Source organism: Comamonas sp. 14P8.1.4, from assembly GCF_057799285.1.
The window spans coordinates 186181-207255 of the sequence record NZ_JBYOKN010000001.1 but is presented as its reverse complement, the minus strand read 5'-3'; the positions used below and the strand labels follow the sequence as shown (position 1 = coordinate 207255).

The following is a 21075-nucleotide window of genomic DNA, read 5'->3' as shown; positions in this document are numbered from 1 at the left end:
CTTGGCATGCGAAAAGCCGCAGGTTCATGGGAACTCTGGCTGCACGACACTTTGAGGATCTGCGATGGCAACAACATTCCCGCACCTGCTGCTGCAGCATGCGGCCGAAAGGCCAGGCGCTGCTGCTTTGCGCGAGAAGGAATACGGCATCTGGCAAACCTGGACCTGGGCCGATGTCGCCCAGGACGTGCGCCACATGGCCTGCGGCTTGGCCGCGCTGGGGCTGGCCAAGGGGCAGAACCTCGCCTTCATCAGCGACAACCGTCCGCACCTGTACATGGGCTTTGTGGCCGTGCAAAGCATTGGAGCGGTACCGATTCCGCTGTACCAAGATGCCGTGGCCCAGGAAATGTGCTTTGTGATGCAGGACGCAGAGATCACCTTTGCCTTTGCCGAAAACCAGGAGCAGGTGGACAAACTGCTGGAAGTGCGCGAGACCGTGCCCAGCATCCAGCACATCATCTATGACGACCCCCGTGGGCTGCGCAAATATGCAGAGCCGGGCCTGATCAGTACCGCCGAACTCAAGCAACTGGGCCAGTCCTGGGACCGTGATCACCCAGGCGTCTGGGATGCCATGGCACAGGCCGTGCGGGCTGACGATGTCTCGGTCATCCTCTACACCTCGGGCACCACCGGCAAGCCCAAGGGCGTGTGCCAGACCCATGCCAGCTTTATTGGCTCCGCCCAGGGGGCGGTGGAGGTCGATGGCCTGCACCACGGGGACAACATCATCTCCTACCTCCCCCCAGCATGGGTGGGCGACCACCTGTTCTCACTGGCGCAATGGATGGTGGCGGGTTTCACCATCAACTGCCCCGAATCGGCCAGCACGGTCAGCATCGACCTGCGCGAAATTGGCCCCAGCTATTACTTTGCGCCCCCTCGGGTGTTTGAAGGCATGCTGACGTCGGTCTCCATCCGCATGGAAGATGCGGCGCCCGCCAAGCAGTGGCTCTATGAAAAATGCATGCAGCTGGCCAAACGCGTGGGTGCCGACATGCTGGACGGCAAGCCCGTCGGGGCGCTGGACCGCCTCAAATACAAGCTCGGTGACCTGCTGATCTACGGCCCGCTGCGCAATGTGATGGGCTTGTCCCGCATTCGCGTGGCTTACACGGCGGGGGCGGCCATTGGCCCGGATCTGTTCAAGTTCTTCCGCTCCATCGGCATCAACCTCAAGCAGCTGTATGGCCAGACCGAAACCTGCGCCTATGTCTGCATCCAGAAAAATGGCCACGTCAAACTCAACACCGTGGGTCAAGCCGCCCCCGGCATCGAGCTGAAGATTGCCGACAACGGGGAAGTCCTGGTCAAGGGCGTCTCGGTGCTCAAGGAGTACTACAAGCGCCCCGATGCCACCGCAGAAGTCATTGACGAGCAAGGCTACTTCCACACCGGTGACGCCGGCGTGCTGGATGCCGACGGCCATCTGCGCATCATCGATCGCGCCAAAGATGTGGGCAAGACCAACAAGGGCGCCATGTTTGCGCCCAACTACATCGAGAACAAGCTCAAGTTCTTCCCTCAGATCAAAGAGGCCGTGTGCTTTGGCAATGCCCGTGACCAGGTCTGCGCCTTCATCAACATTGACTACGAAGCCGTGGGCAATTGGGCCGAGCGCCAGAACATCCCTTACGGCGGCTACGTGGATCTGGCCTCCAAGCCCAAGGTGCTGGAGCTGATTGCGGACTGCATCCAGCAAGTCAACGCTGATCTGGCCTCCGAAACCGGCATGGCCGACACCCAGGTGGCACGCTTCCTGGTGCTGCACAAGGAACTGGACCCGGACGACGATGAGCTGACCCGCACCCGCAAGGTCCGGCGCAACTTCATCGCGGAGAAATACGGGGCGCTAATTGAGGCGCTGTACAGCGACAAGACCCAGCAGTTCATTGAAACGCAGGTCAAGTTCGAGGATGGCCGCACGGGCAGTGTCAGTGCGACGCTGCAGATCATCAACGCCAAGACCTTCACGGCCGCGCGCGCCGCTGCCTGAGCGCCAGAGCGAAAGACCCGTAGCCATGACAGACAAAAAGATTGGCGATGTCATTTTGGACATCCAAAACATCAGCCTGCGCTTCGGTGGCGTGAAAGCGCTGACCGACATCTCGTTCAATGTGCGCGAGCATGAGATCCGCTCCATCATCGGCCCCAACGGTGCTGGCAAGAGCTCCATGCTCAACTGCATCAACGGGGTCTACACCCCATCGGAGGGCTCCATCACCTTCCGGGGCCAGAAGTTCGACCACATGAACAGCCGCCAGGTCGCCGAAATGGGCGTGGCGCGCACCTTCCAGAACCTGGCGCTGTTCAAAGGCATGAGCGTGATCGACAACCTCATGACCGGACGCAACCTCAAAATCAAGAGCAACATCCTCATGCAGGCTCTACGTCTTGGGCCTGCCGAGCGTGAAGAAATCGCCCACCGCGAATTCGTGGAGCACATCATTGATTTCCTGGAAATCCAGGCCTACCGCAAGACCCCCGTCGGTCAGCTGCCCTACGGCCTGCAAAAGCGCGTGGACCTGGGCCGCGCGCTGGCGATGGAGCCGCAGGTGCTGCTGCTGGACGAGCCCATGGCCGGCATGAATGTGGAAGAAAAGCAGGACATGTGCCGCTTCATCCTGGACGTGAACGACGAGTTCGGCACCACCATCGTGCTGATCGAGCACGACATGGGCGTGGTGATGGACATCTCGGACCGCGTGGTGGTGCTGGACTACGGCAAGAAGATTGGCGACGGTGCCCCCGATGAAGTGCGCAACAACGAAGACGTGATCCGGGCCTATCTGGGCACCAGCCACTGAGCAGGGAGAAACAAAAATGGCATTCTTTTTGGAAACCCTGTTTGGCGGCCTGATGGCCGGCATGCTCTATGCGCTGGTGGCGCTGGGCTTTGTGCTGATCTTCAAGGCATCGGGCGTCTTCAACTTCGCCCAGGGCGCCATGGTGCTGTTCGCCGCGCTGGCGATGGCCCGTTTTGCGGAATGGATTCCGCAGTGGACGGGCATCGAGAACAAGATCGTCTCCAATGTGGCGGCCTTCATCATCGCGGCCGGCATCATGTTCATCTGCGCCTGGATCATTGAGCGCCTGGTGCTGCGCCACCTGGTGAACCAGGACGCCGCCACGCTGCTGATGGCCACGCTGGGCATCACCTACTTCATGGAAGGCGTCGGCCAGACGCTGTTTGGCAGCGAGATCTACAAGATCGACATTGGCATGCCCAAGGACCCGCTGTTCCTGTTCGACTCGGTGTTCGAAGGCGGCGTGATGGTCAACCAGGAAGACGTGATCGCCGCTGTGATCGCCGCCTGCCTGGTGGCCGCCTTGTCCGTCTTCTTCCAAAAAACCAGCACCGGCCGCGCCCTGCGCGCTGTGGCCGACGATCACCAGGCCGCCCAGTCCATCGGCATTCCGCTCAACCGCATCTGGGTCATCGTCTGGTGCGTCGCAGGCATCGTGGCCCTGGTGGCCGGGATGATCTGGGGTTCCAAGCTGGGCGTGCAATTCACTCTCACAACCGTAGCGCTTCGCGCCCTACCAGTGGTCATTTTGGGCGGTTTGACATCGGTTCCCGGCGCCATCATCGGCGGCCTGATCATCGGCGTGGGCGAGAAGCTGTCTGAGGTGTATCTCGGCCCCTATGTGGGCGGCGGTATCGAAATCTGGTTTGCCTATGTGCTGGCCCTGGTGTTCTTGCTGTTCAGGCCACAGGGTCTCTTCGGCGAGAAAATTATCGACCGCGTCTGACCGGTCCAACCCATAGAGCAATCAGGAGAAAAAAGCCATGTTCTATCGTGAGAACGGTCAATTCAAAACCAGCTACCGCGCCGACCAGCAGATCTTCACCATCCGCCAGGACAAGGTGGCGGTGTTGCTGCTGATCGCTGCCGCCTTTCTGGTGGTGCCAATTTTCGCCACCGACTATTTCTACCGAGCCATCCTGATCCCGCTGACGATCATGTCGCTGGCCGCGCTGGGCGTAAACATCCTGGTGGGCTACTGCGGTCAGATCTCGCTGGGTTCAGGGGCCTTCATGGCCGTGGGTGCTTACGGCGCCTACAACTTCCTGGTGCGCATTCCCGGCATGCCGTTGATTCCGGCCATCATCCTGGGCGGCCTGTGCGCCACCTTCTTCGGCATTTTGTTTGGTCTGCCCAGCCTGCGCGTCAAAGGCCTGTACCTGGCTGTGGCCACACTGGCGGCACAGTTCTTCAGTGACTGGATGTTTTTGCGCATCAAGTGGTTCACCAACGACTCCCCCTCGGGTTCGGTCTCGGTCAGCGGCCTGCAGGTTTTCGGTATGCCCATCGAATCGGCTACGTCCAAATACCTCTTTTGCCTGGCCGTACTGGTGGTGATGGGCGTGCTGGCCAAAAACCTGGTGCGCGGCGCCATCGGCCGTGAGTGGATGGCCATCCGCGACATGGACGTGGCGGCCAGCGTGATCGGCATCCGCCCTATGTACGCCAAGCTCAGCGCTTTTGCCGTCAGCTCTTTCATCATCGGCGTGGCCGGTGCACTGTGGGCCTTTGTGCACCTGGGTGCCTGGGAGCCCGCAGCATTCTCGGTGGACATCTCCTTCAAGCTGCTGTTCATGGTGATCATCGGCGGCCTTGGCTCCATCATGGGCAGCTTCTTTGGCGCAGCTTTCATCGTGGTGCTGCCTATCTTCCTGAGCCTGCTGCTGCCCGCCGTGGCAGGTCTGCTGGGTTTTGAAATGTCGACCGCCGGCGTGTCTCACGCGGAATTCATCATCTTCGGCGGACTGATCGTGTGGTTCCTGATCGTGGAGCCGCATGGACTGGCCAAGCTGTGGTCGATTGGCAAGCAAAAGATGCGTGTCTGGCCCTTCCCCCATTGATTTCGAGTGCGTTTGCAAGGTGTGTGTGCGCGCAGTGCGCGTTTTAGGTGACGTTAGATCAATTCCCATCAAGGAGACAAACCATGAAGTTCACCCGTCTGGCCCTGGCGGCCACCCTGGTTGCAGCAGGCGCTGGCTTTGCCGGCAGCGCAGCGGCGCAAGCCAACGAGCAGTTCATTCCGCTGCTGTCCTACCGCACCGGGGCCTATGCGCCCAACGGCATTCCATGGGCCAACGGCAAGCAGGACTACCTGAAGCTGGTCAACGAGCGTGACGGCGGCGTCAATGGCGTGAAGCTCACCTACGAAGAATGCGAAACCGGCTACGCCACCGACCGCGGCGTGGAGTGCTATGAGCGCCTCAAGAGCAAGCCCAATGTGGCAGCTTTCGACCCTCAGGCTACCGGCATCACCTTTGCGCTGACCGAAAAGGCCCCGATCGACAAGATTCCGCTGATCACGCTGGGCTACGGCCTGTCGATTGCCAAGGACGGCAATGCTTTTCAGTGGAACTTCCCCTTCATGGGCAGCTACTGGACCGGTGCCGACATCCTGATCCAGCACATCGGCAAAAAAGTCGGCGGCCTGGACAAGCTCAAGGGCAAGAAGATTGCGCTGATCTACCACGACAGCCCCTTCGGCAAGGAGCCCATCCCCGTGCTGCAAGAGCGCGCCAAGATGCATGGTTTTGAGCTGCAACTGCTGCCCGTGACCGCGCCCGGCGTAGAGCAAAAAGCCACTTGGCTGCAACTGCGCCAGAGCCGCCCTGACTTTGCCCTGCTGTGGGGCTGGGGCGTGATGAACTCCACCGCGCTGAAGGAAGCGCAAGCCACCGGCTTCCCCCGGGACAAGCTGTATGGCGTGTGGTGGGCCGGTGCTGAACCCGATGTGCGCGACGTGGGCGAAGGCGCCAAGGGCTACCAGGCGCTGGCTTTGAACGGTTTTGGCGCCAACACCAAGGTAGCGCAAGACGTGCTCAAGCATGTGCACGACAAAAAGGCTGGCACAGGCCCGCGTGACGAAGTCGGCTCCGTGCTCTACACCCGCGGCATGATCATTTCCATGCTCACGGTGGAAGCCATCCGTACCGCGCAAGAGAAGTTTGGCAAGGGCAAGCCCATGACCGGCGAGCAAGTGCGCTGGGGCTACGAAAACTTGAACCTGACCGAAGCCCGCCTGAAAGAGCTGGGTTTTGACCAGGTGATGCGCCCGCTCAAGACCAGCTGCAGCGACCACATGGGCTCTACCTCAGCCCGCATCCACACCTGGGACGGCAAAAACTGGGTGATGGGCGCGGACTGGTACCAGTCCGATGACAAGGTCATTGAGCCCCTGATCAAGGAGCACGGCGACAAGTACTTGGCCGACAAGAAACACACCCGCCGCGCAGCGGCCGACTGCAAGTAAAGACAGCCCCCGGTGCGTGGCTAGCCGCTGCGCACCGCGGTCTTCCGCACTTGTGCACTGGCACTGCCTGCTCCTGCGTGGCAGTGCCCAGCCGACAGTCCTGCACCTCCACGCATTCCGGCGGCATGCAGGCCTGCCGATTGGTTGAAAGGCACAAACATGGAAACCCCAAAAATCGTCCTCAGCGTCAACGGCATCGAGGTCATCTACAACCACGTCATCCTCGTGCTCAAAGGCGTCTCGCTGCAGCTGCCAGAAAAAGGCATCGTCGCGCTACTGGGCGGCAATGGTGCAGGCAAGACGACCACGCTGCGCGCGATTTCCAACCTGCTCAAGGGCGAGCGCGGCGAAGTCACCAAGGGCTCGATCGAGCTGCGTGGCGAGCAAATTCAGAACCTGTCGCCCGCAGACCTGGTCAAGCGCGGCGTGGTCCAGGTGATGGAAGGCCGCCACTGCTTCGCCCACCTGACCATCGAAGAAAACCTGATGACGGGCAGCTACACGCGCAGCGACAAGGGCGAGATCGCCGCCAACCTGGAGAAGGTCTACAACTACTTCCCGCGCCTGAAAACCCGCCGCACCAGCCAGGCGGCCTACACCTCGGGCGGTGAGCAGCAGATGTGCGCGATTGGCCGCGCCATCATGAGCAACCCGAACATCGTGCTACTGGACGAGCCTTCCATGGGCCTGGCGCCGCAGATCGTGGAAGAGGTGTTCAACATCGTCAAAGACCTGAACGCCAAGGAAGGCACCACCTTCTTGCTGGCCGAGCAGAACACCAATATGGCGCTGAAGTACGCCGACTACGGCTACATCATGGAAAGCGGCCGCATCGTGATGGACGGCAACGCCAGCGACCTGGCCAGCAACGAAGACGTCAAGGAGTTTTACCTCGGCGTGGGCGGCAATGAGCGCAAGAGCTTTCGCGATGTGAAAAGCTACAAGCGCCGTAAACGCTGGCTCGCCTAAACCGCATGTTTGATAGCACGACACGCCCGTCATATGGGCGCTGATGGCAGATTTCACTCCCATTCTCACCCTCTGTTTCGGAGCCCCGCATGCGCCCGCATTACGATGATCTGGAAACCCGTGCCCCCGCAGCCCGCGAAGCTGCACTGCTGGCAGCCCTGCCCCTGCAAGTGGCCCACGCGCAGCAGCACTCCAGCGCTTTCACCCGCATTCTGAGCGGTGTCAACGCTGCAGACATCCGCACGCGCGCAGCGCTGGCGCAGCTGCCGGTCACGCGCAAATACGAACTCCTGGCCCAGCAGCAGGCGCAGCGCGCAGACACCCCCTTCGGCGGCTTCAACACCCAGCCGTTTGGCCCGCAGATGCCGCGCGTCTTCGCCAGCCCAGGCACCATCTATGAGCCTGAAGGCACACGTACCGACTACTGGCGCATGGCCCGCGCCATCTATGCCGCAGGCTTTCGCCCCGGCGAGCTGATTCACAACTGCTTTTCCTACCACTTCGTGCCTGCCGGCTCGATGATGGAAACCGGGGCCCATGCCTTGGGCTGCACGGTGTTCCCTGGCGGTACGGGACAGACCGAACAGCAGGTGCAGGCCATGGCCGAGCTGCGCCCTGCGGGCTACATCGGCACCCCCAGTTTTCTCAAGCTGATTGTGGAAAAAGCGCAAAGCCTGGGTGTAGCCCTGCCCAGCGTGCGCAAGGCCTTGCTCAGCGGCGAGGCATTTCCCCCTTCTTTGCGCGACTGGCTGCGTGCACAGGGCATTGAAGGCTACCAGTGCTATGCCACGGCCGACCTGGGCCTGATCGCCTATGAAACCAGTGCCCGCGAAGGCCTGGTGCTGGACGAAGGCGTGATCGTGGAAATCGTGCGCCCGGGCACTGGTGACCCGGTGGCGGAAGGCGAAGTGGGTGAGCTGGTCATCACCACCCTGAACACCGACTACCCGCTGATTCGCTTTGGCACCGGCGACCTCTCCGCCATCCTGCCCGGCACCTGCCCCACAGGGCGTACCAATCTGCGCATCAAGGGCTGGATGGGGCGTGCCGACCAGACCACCAAAGTGCGCGGCATGTTTGTGCACCCCGGTCAGGTGTCCGAAGTGGTCAAGCGTTTTCCGCAAGCGGGTAAGGCGCGCCTGGTTGTGAGCGGCGAGATGGCCAGCGACCAGATGACGCTGCTGGTGGAAAGCCCCGAAACGTCCGAAGGCCTCGCCCAGTTGATTGGAGAAGCCGTGCGTGACATCACCAAGCTGCGTGCAGACATTCAGCTGGTCACGCCTGGCAGCCTGCCCAACGATGGGAAAGTCATTGAAGACGCGCGCAGCTACGCGTAAATTCTTTCACATTGTAAAAATTTGGTTGCGCCATATAAAAATGGCGCGACCTATTGCGCTACCCATCACCCAAGGCTCGAGACGGCCTGCGCGGCACTGCAAGCACGAGCCCCATGGGAAATCAAGAAAAATAATCAATCTTAGGTATTTTTAAAGTTTTTTACCTTCCAAAACACTCGCAGAGGTGATTAACTGCGATTTGACCCAGGACAAGTAACAAATATTCTTAGAATTTTTCTCACCAAACTCAGGGATTGCCCGGGGATGCGTCTGTAAGACAACTTCCTAGCATCGCTAGCCACACAACTGACTACAAGCACCAGGAGATTCACCTATGCATGCATCCTTCCGTATTGCCGCCGTTGCCCTGGCAGCAGCCACTGTTTCGCTGGGCGCTAGCGCGCAAGACTTCCCTGCAGCGGGCAAGAACATCACCATCGTGGTGCCCTTCACAGCTGGCGGCCCCACAGACCGCGTGGCGCGCGACCTAGCGGAAGCCCTGCGCAAGCCCCTGGGCAGCACCGTGGTGATCGAAAACGCCGACGGCGCTGGCAGCTCCATCGGCACCGCCAAAGTCGCACGCTCCAAGGCTGACGGCTACACCCTGCTGTTGAACCACATCGGCATGTCCACCATGCCTTCGCTGTACCGCAAGCTGTCGTTCAGCGTGCCCAACGATTTCGAATACCTGGGCATCATCAACGATGTGCCCATGACCGTGATCGCCCGCCCCACCATGGAAGCGAAGGACTTCAAGGAACTGTCGGGCTGGATCGGCAAGGAAAAAGACAAGGTCAACCTGGCCCACGCGGGTCTGGGTTCTGCCTCGCACCTGTGCGGCCTGATGCTGCAAAGCGCGCTGAACACGCAGATGACCACCGTTCCCTACAAGGGCGCGGCCCCTGCCATCACCGACCTGATGGGCAATACCGTGGACGTGCTGTGCGACCAGACCACCAACACCTCCTCGCAAATCGAAGGCAAGAAGGTCAAGGCCTATGGTGTGACCACGCCTCAGCGCCTGAAGTCGCCAGCCCTGAAAGATCTGCCCACTTTGGATGAATCGGGCATCAAGGGTTTCAACGTGACCATCTGGCACGGTCTGTACGCACCCAAGGGCACACCTGCTGCCGTGCTGACCAAGCTGAACCAAGCGCTCAAGGAAGCCGTCAAAGACCCCGAATTCGTGCGCAAGCAAGAAGGTCTGGGCGCGGTGGTCGTGGCCGACAAGCGCGTCGAGCCCGCTGAGCACAAGAAGTTTGTGCAAGCTGAAATCGAAAAGTGGGGCAAGGTCATCAAGGCTGCAGGTCAGTTCGCGGACTGATACCCCACCTTGCCGCGCGGCGCTGGATCAAGTGCCGCGCCACAACAAAAAACCGCCAGAGCGATGCCCTGGCGGTTTTTTGTTGTCTCACCCGAACGTGAGCCCGCCTCTGGGGCTACACCAGCACCCAGCCAGTAAGCGTGTCAGCCTGCCACCTTCCAGGTCACTGGTTTACCTTCTGCAGCACTGCGGCGCAACATGTCAGCCAGCGGCACCACGCGTTGGCGCAGACTGACCGGCCCCAGCTTGGCCGACTCGGCCGCGGCCGCCGACTCTTGCGCGCCGGCATCGCCCTCACTGCTGCCCTCCATGCCCGCCTTGACGGCCTGGCGACGCGCCTCATCGTCTTCGACGGCCTTGTCCAGCAGCGTCAGCACCTGCGGAATCTGTTCCACGGTGATGATCCCGGGTTCCTGCACCGGCTTGTCCAGCAATTTCAAGATCTGTTCGGCTGCGGCCTTGAGCATGATCAGATCGGCCGTCGCGCGAGATTGGAAGGTGTATGCCATATGCCTATCCTTTGGAATACATGTATTGACGTTGAAAAGGATAACTGGATTGCGCGCCGCGCAGTGGTCCCATGGCCAAATCATTGCTGGGATACGTAACCAGCATTTGGTGCAGCCCCATCCAGCCTTGCTCAAAACCCATCGCACAGCCCGCTAGATAGAGGCGGTACGCACGCAGTGCTCGCAGCGAGCGCTCGTCGTCGGTCTGCGCCGTCAGGATCTGCTGTGCTTGCGGCAGCTGTGCCTCCAGCGCATCGGACCAGGCCCAGAGCGTGCGCGCGTAATGCGGGCGCAGGTTTTCGGTGTCCACCATTTCAAGACCGGCATCGGCCATGTCGTGCAGCACCGCGCTGACATGCACCAGCTCCCCGCCCGGAAAAATATAGCGCCCAATGAACTCACCCATGCCTGCTCCCAGCTGGCGGTTGCTGGTGCCACCGGCCGTGATGCCGTGAATCAGCGCGAGTCCGCCCGGCTCCAGCAATTGCCGCACAGCCTGGAAGTACGCGGGCAAATTGGCTTGGCCAACGTGCTCGAACATGCCCACCGAAGCCAGCTTGTCATAGGGGCGATCCGACATTTGCCGGTAATCGCACAGCTCTACCTGGACTTGTGCCTCAAGCCCCAGATCTTGAATGCGTTGGCGCACATAGTTGTACTGGTTGCGCGACAACGTAATGCCCTTGGCCTGCACCCCGTAGCGCTGTGCCGCCCAGAGGATCAGGCTGCCCCAGCCGCAGCCAATATCCAGAAACCGCTCACGGGGCTGCAAATTCAACTTGCGGCAGATGTGATCCAGCTTGGCCTCTTGCGCCTGGGCCAGCGTCATATCGGGCTCGCGGTAGTAGGCACACGAATACACGCGCAGCGGATCCAGCCACAGCGCGTAGAAGTCATCCGAGAGGTCGTAGTGAAACTCCACCTGCTGCGCATCGCGCTCCAGCGTGTGCAAGGCCATGGAGCGGGCGCGGCCCATGGTTTGCGACCACCAGCTGGCATTGCCCCGCACCGGGTCGGTCTGCAGCAGACCGCTGGCCACACGCATGACGTCGCGCATGCGGCCCTGCACATCCACCCAGCCTTCGACCACGGCCGCCCCCAGCGAGCCAATTTGCCCCTGGCTCAAGGCCAGCAGCGCGGCGGGTGAACGCAGGGTGACGTGCACCTCACCTTGTTCCGGGCCAAGACGCTGCCCGTTGGGCAGATCGACGGTGACACGGACTGGGAGTTCAGCCAGCCGAGTCTCTAAGGCAGCAAGCATGTTCTTCATGCAGCCATTGTTGAGACACCCCCAGCGCTACGTCAATACGCCGAAGTACGCAAATTTGACAGGATTCTTCCCGTATCCATGCATGAACTGCCGTGAATTTGCGCGAAAACGCAGACCCAGCCGCGCTCAGACCTTGCCCACGAGGCGCTGGTATGCGGCCAGGGTGCTGGGAGCCACGGATTGGAGCACTTGCTCATACGGCGTCTTCTGGCGCGCAATCAAGCGCATGGACGCAATCGTGCGCGTCTTGCAGAACCAGTGGCAGGTGTGCTGCAGCAGCAACAGCTCTGCCGTCATCGTGAACGCCAGGCGCTTGCGGGTTTCCAGATCCACCTCATCGGGAGCACAGGCCTCGCGCACCGCCTTGGCATGCATCTTCAAGGCTTCGCGCATATCAAAAGTGTGAGAAGGCATCAGGCGGTCAAAGTACGGCAGGGCCAGCGGCAGGGTGCTGACCCGCGTTTCCTCCGCGCTTTCCTCGGCAAAGGTGTGGGACAGGCGCTGCAGCTGGTCGGCCAGCGTTTTCTCGCTGTTGTCCAAAATCGCCCAGACCTGCTTGCTGCGCTCGGCGTCTTTTTCATCCAGCGCCCGCATATAGCCATCGATCAGGCCGCCCATGAGCTTTTCCACCTGCGTGGGGGCCAGGTGCGCGCCCAGCAGGCGCACGCGACGGCGGTGCTCCATGTTCTGCAGCACATAAACGGCGATGGCGCCCACGATGATCCAAGTCAAAAAATCCATAGCACTACGCTTGCTTGAGTGATAACCAAACCCTAAGTGTATTCAGCCCTTGGCCGCGCACCAGTCAGCCAGACTTTTATGATGCACGCCCTTTCCACCTGTTTTCAGAGATTTGGCCCGTGTCCCACATCCTCATTGAACGCCCGCACGCGCTGGGCTTGCCCCGCGCCCGCCAACATGCCCAGCAGTGGGCCGAAAAAGCCCACACTAAGTTTGGCGTGCAATGCCGCTACGAAGCGGGGGAGCAGCAAGACATCTTGCACTTTGAAGGCAATGGCATGGAAGGGCAGCTGCAGGTGAGCGCCGAGCAACTGCGCCTGGAAGCACAGCTGGGCTTTCTGGCCGCCATGTTTCAGGAAAAGATCGAAGCCAAGTTGAACGAGCAGTTCGACGCCATGGTGCAAGACGCCTAAAAAACCATAGCTGCCAGCGCTTGCATGCACTGCCATTCAATGGCATTGGTGCATCAAATGATGAATACACAAGCGCTAGTCGCTATGTTTTTAAAAGTACGTCACAAAAAAAGGCAGCCATGGGGCTGCCTTTTTTTATGGTGCGTGCGCTGGGTTTAACGCAGCGAATTGATCAGGTCAATGTACTGCTGCTTGGCTTCGTCCAGCGTGGTGTCCTTGAGCTTTTCCCACGCATCCCACTTGGCGCGGCCCACCATGTCGGTGAAGCTGGGCTTCTTGGCCTCGTTGTCACCTTCGGTCGCTTGCTTGTACAGCGCGTAGATTTTCAGCAGCGTGGCGTTGTCAGGGCGCTCGCTCAGCGAGGTGGAATTCTTGACGGCTTCTTCAAACGTTGCGTTCAGGTCGGACATGCGCCGGTCTCCTTATGGTTGGTATGGAGGGCAGTGTAGCCAAAAATCGCCAAAAAAGCACGATCGTTCGCAGAACTGCCCGCCCCCTTTACACCAGCACCTTGCCGGTGCCGGTCAGCATCGACAGTTCCACAAAACGCTGGCGCGCCTGCTGGCTGTGGAAGTCCAGCGTAAAGCCGTCCAGCCGCTCGCCATCCAGGCCCTTGAGTGCGGTGGCCAGCCCTGTGCGTGTCAGGTCCCCCTTGCCAGCCGCCAGGCGCAGGCCTTCGCTCAGCACATGCGCGGCAAAAAAGCCTTCCAGGCCAGAGTAGTTGGCCGTCTCTTCCTGCCCGGCAGCGCGCAGCGCCTCCACATACTTGCGCGACATGGGGGTGGAGCTTTTGAACGGCGATGGCATCACTTGCGAGACCACCACGCCCTCAGCCTCACTGCCCAGCGCTTTGGTCAGCGCCTGCGTGCCCACAAACGACACGTTCATGAACTGCCCGCCATACACGGCCTTGCGCGCCGCGCGCACAAAGGCGGCACTGGCGCTGTAGGTAGTGATTTGCACAATCGCATTGGGTGCCAGCGGCACCAGTGTGGCCACGGCCTTGGCCACGTCCACCGAATTGCGCTCCACCGTGGCCGTGCCCACCGGCTCCAGCCCGCTTTGCGCCAGCGCGGCCTTCACGCCCTCCAGGCCCGAGCGACCGTAGTCGTCGTTCTGGTAGAAGACCGCTACTTTTTTCAGGCCCAGCTGCGTAAGCTGGCGCACGATCAGCGCCGTTTCGTCCGCATACGAGGCGCGCACATTGAACACCAGACCCGCCAGCTTGGGCTGGCGCACCGCCCCGGCCCCTGTCAGCGGTGCAAAAAACGGAATGCGCGCCTTTTGCACCAGCGGCAGCGCGGCCACACTGGTTGGCGTGCCCACATAGCCGAACAGCGCAAACACGCCATCGGCAATCAAACGCTGGGTGTTGTCAGCGCAACGGGCGGGCTCGTAGCCATCGTCCAGCGCCCGCAGCTCAATCTTGCGACCGCCCACACCGCCCTGTGCATTCAGGCGCTCAAAGAACAGCTTGGCGCCCTGGTGGTAGTCCAGACCCAGCTGCGCATTCGGCCCCGACATGGCGCAGGACTGGCCCAGCACGATGCGATCACCGTCTTGCGCCCAGGCGCGTGGCAATGCGGCGATGGTGGCCGCGCTCAATGCGGCGCTGCCAAAAGCACGCCGATTCCAGACTTTCTCTTGCATACCGATGAACTCCCTCATGTTTTTTGTTCTGCGCGCCCTACGCGGCAGGGCCACACGCCCAACTGTCACCTAATGTGAAATCATAGGAAAAGCCCTGCATAAAAGGAATGCCTGGCGTGGTGCAAGTCTGCGCAACCATGCACTCCAGCGCCGGAAAACAACACAAACAGGCCCCGCCCACGCACGACAACGCCCCTGCATGCGTTACAACTTCCGGCATCCCGGGCCGCCACAGCCGCTGTGCACATGCTTAAATCCCAAGCCTTATTGCTTGGCTCTGAATTGGCTTTCTCATGTCTGACCTGACCGTTCTGGGCGCATGCCCGCACGATTGCCCCGACACCTGCGCGCTCGTCACCACCGTGGTCGATGGCGTGGCCACCCGTACACAGGGCAATGCCCAGCACCCGATGACGGGCGGTGTGCTGTGCGCCAAGGTCAGCAAATACCCGGAACGCACCTACCACCCGGAACGGGTGCTCACCCCTCTCAAGCGCAGCGGCCCCAAGGGCAGCGGCCAGTTCACCCCCGTGAGCTGGGACGAAGCCCTGAGCGACATTGCCCAGCGTCTGCACACCGTGGCCCAGCGCAATCCGGAAGCCATCCTGCCCTACAGCTACGCCGGCACCATGGGTCTGGTGCAGGGTGAGAGCATGGACCGGCGCTTTTTCCACCAGTTGGGCGCCAGCTTGCTGGACCGCACCATCTGCGCCAGTGCGGGCAGTGAAGCGCTGATGCACACCTACGGCGGCAAGCTGGGCATGCAGGTGCAGTTTTTTGCAGAGAGCCAGCTCATCCTGATTTGGGGCAGCAATTCAATCGGCAGCAATCTGCACTTCTGGCGCATTGCACAGGAAGCCAAGCGTCATGGCGCCAAGCTGGTGTGCATTGACCCGCGCAAGTCGGAGACAGCCGACAAATGCCACGAACACCTGCAACTGCTGCCCGGCACCGACGCAGCCCTAGCGCTGGCACTGATGCACGAGTTGATCGTGCACGACTGGCTGGACCACGACTACATCGCCCAGCACACCCTGGGCTGGGAGCAACTCAAGGCCCGCGCGCTGGAATGGCCGCCCGAGCGCGCTGCGCAAGTCTGCGGCCTGCCCGTCGAACAAATTACCCAGCTGGCGCGCGACTACGGCACCACCCAGCCTGCCGCCATCCGCCTGAACTACGGCATGCAGCGCGCACGCGGTGGTGGCAATGCCGTGCGCGCCGTGGCCTGCCTGCCGGCACTGATTGGCGCCTGGCGCCACCGCGCGGGTGGGCTGCTGCTGTCGTCGTCCTCACACGCACCCACCAACCGTGCGCGCTTGCATATGCCGCAGTTGCTGGGCGCACGCCGCCCGCGCCTGATCAATATGAGCACGATTGGCGATGCACTGCTCGACACCCAGGCGCCGATTGAGGCCCTGGTGGTCTACAACAGCAACCCCGTGGCCGTGGCACCGGATTCGACCAAGGTGGTCCAGGGCTTTGCCCGCGAAGACCTGTTCACCGTGGTCATTGAGCACTTCATGACCGACACGGCCGACCACGCCGACTACGTGCTGCCCGCCACCACGCAGCTGGAGCACTGGGACATCCACACCAGCTACGGTCACACCGACGTGCTGCTCAACCAGCCCGCCATCACACCCGTGGGGCAGGCCCAAAGCAATGCGGAGATCTTCCGCGCACTGGCCGCCCAGATGGCACGCTACGACAGCGCCTTTGCCGCGCCACACTTTCAGGACAGTGACGAAGCCCTGTGCCGCCAAGCCCTGGAAGGCAGCCGCATTGACTTTGCCCAGTTGCTGCAGCACGGCTTTGCCCAGCAAGACCTGCCCGATGCGCCGTTTGCGCACGGCGGCTTTGCCACCCCTTCGGGCCAGTGTGAGTTCTTCAGCCCGGCTTTGGAAAAAATGGGCATCAGCCCACTACCAGACTACGTTAGCAACTATGAAAGTGGGAGCGCAGCGTACCCGCTGGCCATGATTTCTCCGCCCGCGCGCAACTTCCTGAACTCCACCTTTGTGAACGTCAAGACCCTGCGCCACATCGAGGGCCGCCCGGAGCTGGAAATGCACCCGGACGATGCCGCGGCCCGCGGCATTGCCGACGGGGACATGGTGCGCGTGTTCAACGACCGTGGCGAACACCTGTGCCACGCCGCCGTGAATGGCCGTGCCCGTGCAGGCGTGGTGGTGGGCCTGGGCATCTGGTGGCGCAAGGACGGGGCCAATGGCACCAATGTGAATGAGCTGACGCACCAGGGGCTGACCGACATCGGCCGCGCACCCACGTTTTACGACTGTGCGGTACAGGTCGTCCGCCACGCCTAGGGCCCGCCATGTCGTTCCAATTCCCTGCCTCGATGGACTTCAACGACCTGTACTTCTTCGTACAGGTGGTGCAACACGGGGGCTTTGCCCCGGCCGGGCGGGCACTGAACCAGCCCAAATCCAAGCTCAGCCGCCGCATTGCGCTGCTGGAAGAGCGCCTGGGCGTGCGGTTGATCCAGCGCTCCACCCGCCGCTTTGCCGTGACCGAGGTGGGCCAGGCCTACTACCAGCGCTGCGTGGCCATGCTGGTTGAGGCCGAAGCCGCGCAAGCCCTGATCGCCAACACCCAGACTTCGCCCCGCGGCGTGGTGCGCATGTCCTGCCCCACCGCGCTGCTGGACTACCACCTGGGCGATGCGCTGGGCCGCTTCATGGCACAGTGCCCCGAGGTAGAGCTGCACATTGAAAGCACGAACCGCCGTGTGGATGTCATCCAGGAAGGACTGGATCTGGCCATCCGGGTGCGCTTTCCGCCGCTGGAAGACAGCGAGCTGGTGCTCAAAGTGCTGGGGGAAAGCCGCCAGTGCCTGGTCGCCAGCCCCGCCCTGGTGGAGCGTATGGGCGGTCTGCCCACGATTGCGGATGTGGGTGAATGGCCCAGCCTGGGCTCCTTGCAAGGCGGGCGCGGCTACACCTGGGACGTGGAAGGCCCGGACGGTGCCAAGGCCCGCATTCTGACCACCCCGCGCATGGTGACCGACGACCGCATTGCCCTGTGGCGGGCCGCACGCCAGGGCGCCGGTGTGGCGCAGTTACCCACGGCCCTGGTACAGCCCGATCTGGTTCAAGGCCACCTCGTGCAACTGTTGCCCGAGTGGCAGCCCCCCGCCGCCATCGTGCACGCGGTGTTTCCCTCACGCCGCGGCCTGCTGCCCGCGGTGCGCGCCTTGCTGGACTTTCTGGCCCAAGAGTTCGCCGACCACCCCGCCTAGCGCCGCACAGGCACCGCCATCGTTCTCCAAATAGAACGCTGCAGCCTTTTTTTGCACGCTACCGCCTTCATCGTTGCACTGGCAAAGTACTCCTCAGGGCGCGGCACCTTCGCTGCGCTGTCCAACAGGAGTCGACCATGCTCAAAACCGTACAAAGCATTTACAGCCCCCCCGCACAGCACTGGGTGGGCAATGGTTTCCCCGTGCGGACTTTGTTTGACTACCACCGCCACGGCAGCCGCATCAGCCCCTTTTTGATGCTGGACTACGCGGGCCCCGCCCAATTTGCGGCCAGCAACGTGCGCCAAGGCGTCGGTGCCCACCCGCACCGGGGCTTTGAGACCGTGACCATCGTCTACGAAGGCGAAGTCAGCCACCGCGACACCGCAGGCGCCGGGGGCACCATCGGCCCCGGCGAAGTGCAGTGGATGACAGCAGGCAGTGGCCTGCTGCACGAGGAATACCACTCCGAGGCATTCACCCGCCGTGGCGGCGTGCTGGAGATGGTGCAGCTGTGGGTCAACCTACCCGCTGCACACAAGATGGATGCGCCGCGCTACCAGGCCCTGACGCAAGCCAACATTCCCGAGATTGCGCTGCCCGACAACGCCGGGCAGGTGCGCGTGATTGCGGGTGACTACAACGGCCACGCCGGCGCGGCCCTGACGCACACCCCCATCAATGTGTGGGATGTACGCCTGCACCACGGCGCAGAAGCCGACCTGCAACTACCCGCAGACCACACGCTGATGGTGATGGTGGTGCGCGGCACGGTGGAAGTGAATGGCCAACCGCTGCAAAGCGGCCAGTTGGCCCAGCTGTCACGCGATGGCGATGGCCTGCAACTGGCGGCCAGCACCGACGCCATGGTGCTGGTGCTGGGCGGTGCCCCCATCCTCGAGCCCGTCGCAGGCCAAGGGCCGTTCGTGATGAACACCCGCCAGGAGCTGACGCAGGCCTTTGACGACTTCTACGCCGGCCGCTTTGGGCAAATGCCTGCGGCCGCCTAGGCGGCACGGCCATGTTTTTCTGATTTGTGCCCCTGCCAAGGGGTGCATCCGGGCGCTTTTGCCCACTTTCCCTCACTGTTCAAGGAGCATTCCATGTCCCAACGCAAGCCCTATGTCCGCCTGGACAAGAACGATGCCGCTCTGCTGCTGGTCGATCACCAGACCGGCCTGCTGTCCCTGGTGCGCGACATTGATCCCGACAAGTTCAAGAACAATGTACTGGCCCTGTCCGACATGGCCGAATACTTCAAGCTGCCCACCATCCTGACCACCAGCTTTGAAACCGGCCCCAACGGCCCCCTGGTACCCGAGTTGAAGGAAAAGCACCCCAACGCCCCCTACATTGCCCGCCCTGGCCAGATCAATGCCTGGGACAATGAAGACTTCGTCAAAGCCGTGAAGGCCACTGGCAAGAAGCAGCTGATCGTGGCCGGCGTGGTCACCGAAGTGTGCGTGACATTCCCCGTGCTGTCTGCACTGGCTGAGGGCTATGACGTGTTTGTCATCACCGACGCGTCTGGCACCTTCAACGAAATGACGCAAAAAGCCGCATGGAGCCGCATGGAACAAGCTGGCGCCCAGCTGATGACCTGGTTTGGCGCCGCCGGTGAATTGCACCGCGACTGGCGCAATGACGTCGAAGGACTGGGCGCACTGTTCAGCAACCACATCCCCGACTACCGCAATTTGATGACCAGCCACGCGATGATGACGGCACAAAAGTAAGCCTGCATATGCACAAAAAAACCGCTACAGCCTGCGCTGTAGCGGTTTTTTTCCATGCATTGACCCAATGCGCGATTAACGCTGTTCGTACATGTACTTGCGCTGGAAGGGATAAGCCGACTGGGCACCGGTGATAGCGCCCGTTTGAATGTTGCCATCACGGCGCACGCACAGCATCTGGTGCAGCGCGGTCCAGCCTTCTTCAAAGCCCATGGCGCAACCAGCCAGATACAGGCGGTAAGCCTTGATCACGCGATCGGCCTTTTCCTCATCCCACTGCTTGACCAGCACAGCACGGGCTTCGTCCAAGCGGGCATCCAGCGTATCCGACCAAGCCCACAGCGTACGGGCATAGTGGGGACGCAGGTTTTCGGTATCCACCATCTCCAGACCGCCTTCGGCCATGTCTTTGAGGACAGCGCTCACGTGCATCAACTCGCCACCGGGGAAGATGTACTTTTCAATGAAGTCACCCATGCCCGCACCCACCTGCAAGTTCGCGGTATTGCCAGCGGTGATACCGTGGATCAGCGCCATGCCACCGGGCTTGAGCAGCTTGTGCACGGTCTGGAAGTACTCGGGCAAGTTGGCACGGCCCACGTGCTCGAACATGCCCACCGAGCTGATCTTGTCGAAAGGCTCATCGGGCACCTTGCGGTAGTCCTGCAACTCAACGACCACCTGGCCTTGCAGGCCCTCGCGCTCGATCAGTTCAGTCACATAGTGGTGCTGGTTGTTGGACAGGGTGATGCCCTTGGCCTTCACGCCATAGTGCTTGGCCGCCCAGACGATCAAGCCACCCCAGCCGCAGCCGATGTCCAGCATGCGCTCGCCCTTTTGCAGGTCGAGCTTGCGGCAGATGTGATCGAGCTTGGCTTCCTGGGCTTGCGCCAGTGTCATGTCGGCTTCGCGGTAGTAACCGCAGGAATAGACACGCCAGGGGTCCAGCCACAGCTTAAAGAAGTCGTCCGACAAGTCGTAGTGGAATTGAATCTGCTGGGCATCACGTTCGAGCGTGTGCAGCGCCAGCGAACGTGCGCGGTGCACCGTCTTGCTCCACCAGTTGGGGTCTGTTTCCGTGTTGGCGGTGGGGTCCGATTCCAGCAGACCACGGCCCGCAGCAATCACGTCGTGCATATTGCCTTCGAGGTCTACCCAACCTTCGACCACAGCGCTGCCAAGATCGCCCATGCGACCCTCCATCAGCGCCAGATAGGCGATGGGCGAGCGGATGGTGATACGAACATCTGCGGACTCGGGTCCCAGGCACTTACCGTCCGGCAATTGCACCCTCACCTTCACAGGCAAGGCGGCCAACCGGGCATCTAAATCGGTGAGCTTATTTTTCATAACCCGGCATTTTTTGCCTTCTTTGGGCACCGCTTCTGCTTCGAAGTCAGTGCCCACGTCTGCAAGGCAGATTTGATTTCTTGGTTTGCAGAAAAAATAAAAATATGAGCAGTGCACCCTTTAACCATATAGTCAAAATGGCCAAAAGATGCTTGCAAGCAACCGCCATTTTTCGCACGGTCTTTGCAGCGGCAACCGGCCCCCTAGCGCCATCCCGCCGTATTCTTGGGGCCCGGTTGAT

19 protein-coding genes are annotated in these 21075 nt (G+C 61.5%); 13 read left to right on the top strand and 6 right to left on the bottom strand.

The genetic code is table 11. The annotated features are described in order from the left end of the window. The first annotated feature begins 64 nt into the window (after window positions 1-64). The 8 genes from AC27VO_RS01030 to AC27VO_RS00995 all read left to right on the top strand — a co-directional run bounded on the left by AC27VO_RS01030 (window position 65) and on the right by AC27VO_RS00995 (window position 9906). Entirely contained in the window at window positions 65-1999 is a 1935-nt protein-coding gene (locus tag AC27VO_RS01030) for an AMP-dependent synthetase/ligase (protein ID WP_488664851.1), read from the top strand. Between the two features lie 25 nt (window positions 2000-2024). Then, entirely contained in the window at window positions 2025-2810 is a 786-nt protein-coding gene (locus AC27VO_RS01025; RefSeq protein WP_488664850.1) for an ABC transporter ATP-binding protein, read from the top strand. 16 nt (window positions 2811-2826) lie between these two features. Continuing rightward, window positions 2827-3756 carry a branched-chain amino acid ABC transporter permease gene (locus tag AC27VO_RS01020; protein ID WP_488664849.1) on the top strand — a complete coding sequence of 310 codons (930 nt, stop codon included), beginning with the start codon at window positions 2827-2829 and terminating at the stop codon, window positions 3754-3756. Window positions 3757-3793: 37 nt separating this feature from the next. Then, window positions 3794-4870, top strand: coding sequence for a branched-chain amino acid ABC transporter permease (locus tag AC27VO_RS01015; RefSeq protein ID WP_488664848.1), 1077 nt, complete (start codon window positions 3794-3796; stop codon window positions 4868-4870). 83 nt (window positions 4871-4953) lie between these two features. Beyond that, window positions 4954-6276 (top strand): ABC transporter substrate-binding protein, encoded by a 1323-nt coding sequence (locus AC27VO_RS01010; protein WP_488664847.1) that lies wholly within the window; start codon window positions 4954-4956, stop codon window positions 6274-6276. A 159-nt stretch (window positions 6277-6435) separates the two neighbouring features. After that, window positions 6436-7245: an ABC transporter ATP-binding protein gene (locus AC27VO_RS01005; RefSeq protein ID WP_488664846.1), complete on the top strand. Its 810-nt coding sequence runs from the start codon at window positions 6436-6438 to the stop codon at window positions 7243-7245. Between the two features lie 89 nt (window positions 7246-7334). Then, entirely contained in the window at window positions 7335-8582 is a 1248-nt protein-coding gene (locus tag AC27VO_RS01000) for a phenylacetate--CoA ligase family protein (RefSeq protein WP_488664845.1), read from the top strand. Between the two features lie 334 nt (window positions 8583-8916). After that, window positions 8917-9906 carry a tripartite tricarboxylate transporter substrate-binding protein gene (locus tag AC27VO_RS00995; protein ID WP_488664844.1) on the top strand — a complete coding sequence of 330 codons (990 nt, stop codon included), beginning with the start codon at window positions 8917-8919 and terminating at the stop codon, window positions 9904-9906. A 143-nt stretch (window positions 9907-10049) separates the two neighbouring features. On the opposite strand, the gene AC27VO_RS00990 is transcribed toward AC27VO_RS00995, so the two are convergent. The 3 genes from AC27VO_RS00990 to AC27VO_RS00980 all read right to left on the bottom strand — a co-directional run bounded on the left by AC27VO_RS00990 (window position 10050) and on the right by AC27VO_RS00980 (window position 12426). Continuing rightward, on the bottom strand, window positions 10050-10415 hold the full coding sequence (locus AC27VO_RS00990; RefSeq protein WP_488664843.1) for a DUF1840 domain-containing protein: 366 nt from the start codon (window positions 10413-10415) through the stop codon (window positions 10050-10052). Between the two features lie 4 nt (window positions 10416-10419). Continuing rightward, complete coding sequence (locus tag AC27VO_RS00985; protein WP_488664842.1) at window positions 10420-11685, bottom strand: class I SAM-dependent methyltransferase; 1266 nt, start codon at window positions 11683-11685, stop codon at window positions 10420-10422. Between the two features lie 126 nt (window positions 11686-11811). Continuing rightward, on the bottom strand, window positions 11812-12426 hold the full coding sequence (locus AC27VO_RS00980) for a hypothetical protein (protein WP_488664841.1): 615 nt from the start codon (window positions 12424-12426) through the stop codon (window positions 11812-11814). A 119-nt stretch (window positions 12427-12545) separates the two neighbouring features. Here AC27VO_RS00980 and AC27VO_RS00975 point away from each other — a divergent pair, with 119 nt between their 5' ends. Next, entirely contained in the window at window positions 12546-12839 is a 294-nt protein-coding gene (locus tag AC27VO_RS00975) for a polyhydroxyalkanoic acid system family protein (RefSeq protein ID WP_488664840.1), read from the top strand. Between the two features lie 155 nt (window positions 12840-12994). On the opposite strand, the gene AC27VO_RS00970 is transcribed toward AC27VO_RS00975, so the two are convergent. Next, window positions 12995-13249 carry an acyl-CoA-binding protein gene (locus AC27VO_RS00970; RefSeq protein ID WP_488664839.1) on the bottom strand — a complete coding sequence of 85 codons (255 nt, stop codon included), beginning with the start codon at window positions 13247-13249 and terminating at the stop codon, window positions 12995-12997. Window positions 13250-13337: 88 nt separating this feature from the next. After that, window positions 13338-14489: an ABC transporter substrate-binding protein gene (locus AC27VO_RS00965; RefSeq protein WP_488664838.1), complete on the bottom strand. Its 1152-nt coding sequence runs from the start codon at window positions 14487-14489 to the stop codon at window positions 13338-13340. A 293-nt stretch (window positions 14490-14782) separates the two neighbouring features. On the opposite strand from AC27VO_RS00965, the gene AC27VO_RS00960 reads away from it, so the two are divergent. The 4 genes from AC27VO_RS00960 to ycaC all read left to right on the top strand — a co-directional run bounded on the left by AC27VO_RS00960 (window position 14783) and on the right by ycaC (window position 19484). After that, a complete protein-coding gene (locus AC27VO_RS00960; RefSeq protein ID WP_488664837.1) occupies window positions 14783-16816 on the top strand; it encodes a molybdopterin-containing oxidoreductase family protein in 2034 nt (677 codons plus the stop codon). Between the two features lie 8 nt (window positions 16817-16824). Further along, window positions 16825-17748, top strand: a complete 924-nt coding sequence (locus AC27VO_RS00955) for a LysR family transcriptional regulator (RefSeq protein ID WP_488664836.1) — start codon at window positions 16825-16827, stop codon at window positions 17746-17748. Between the two features lie 137 nt (window positions 17749-17885). Beyond that, entirely contained in the window at window positions 17886-18758 is an 873-nt protein-coding gene (locus AC27VO_RS00950) for a pirin family protein (protein WP_488664835.1), read from the top strand. Between the two features lie 93 nt (window positions 18759-18851). Continuing rightward, a complete protein-coding gene (ycaC, locus tag AC27VO_RS00945) occupies window positions 18852-19484 on the top strand; it encodes an isochorismate family cysteine hydrolase YcaC (protein ID WP_488664834.1) in 633 nt (210 codons plus the stop codon). A 75-nt stretch (window positions 19485-19559) separates the two neighbouring features. Here the strand turns inward: ycaC and AC27VO_RS00940 are convergent, their stop codons facing one another. Beyond that, on the bottom strand, window positions 19560-20834 hold the full coding sequence (locus tag AC27VO_RS00940) for a class I SAM-dependent methyltransferase (RefSeq protein WP_488664833.1): 1275 nt from the start codon (window positions 20832-20834) through the stop codon (window positions 19560-19562). Between the last annotated feature and the right edge of the window lie 241 nt (window positions 20835-21075).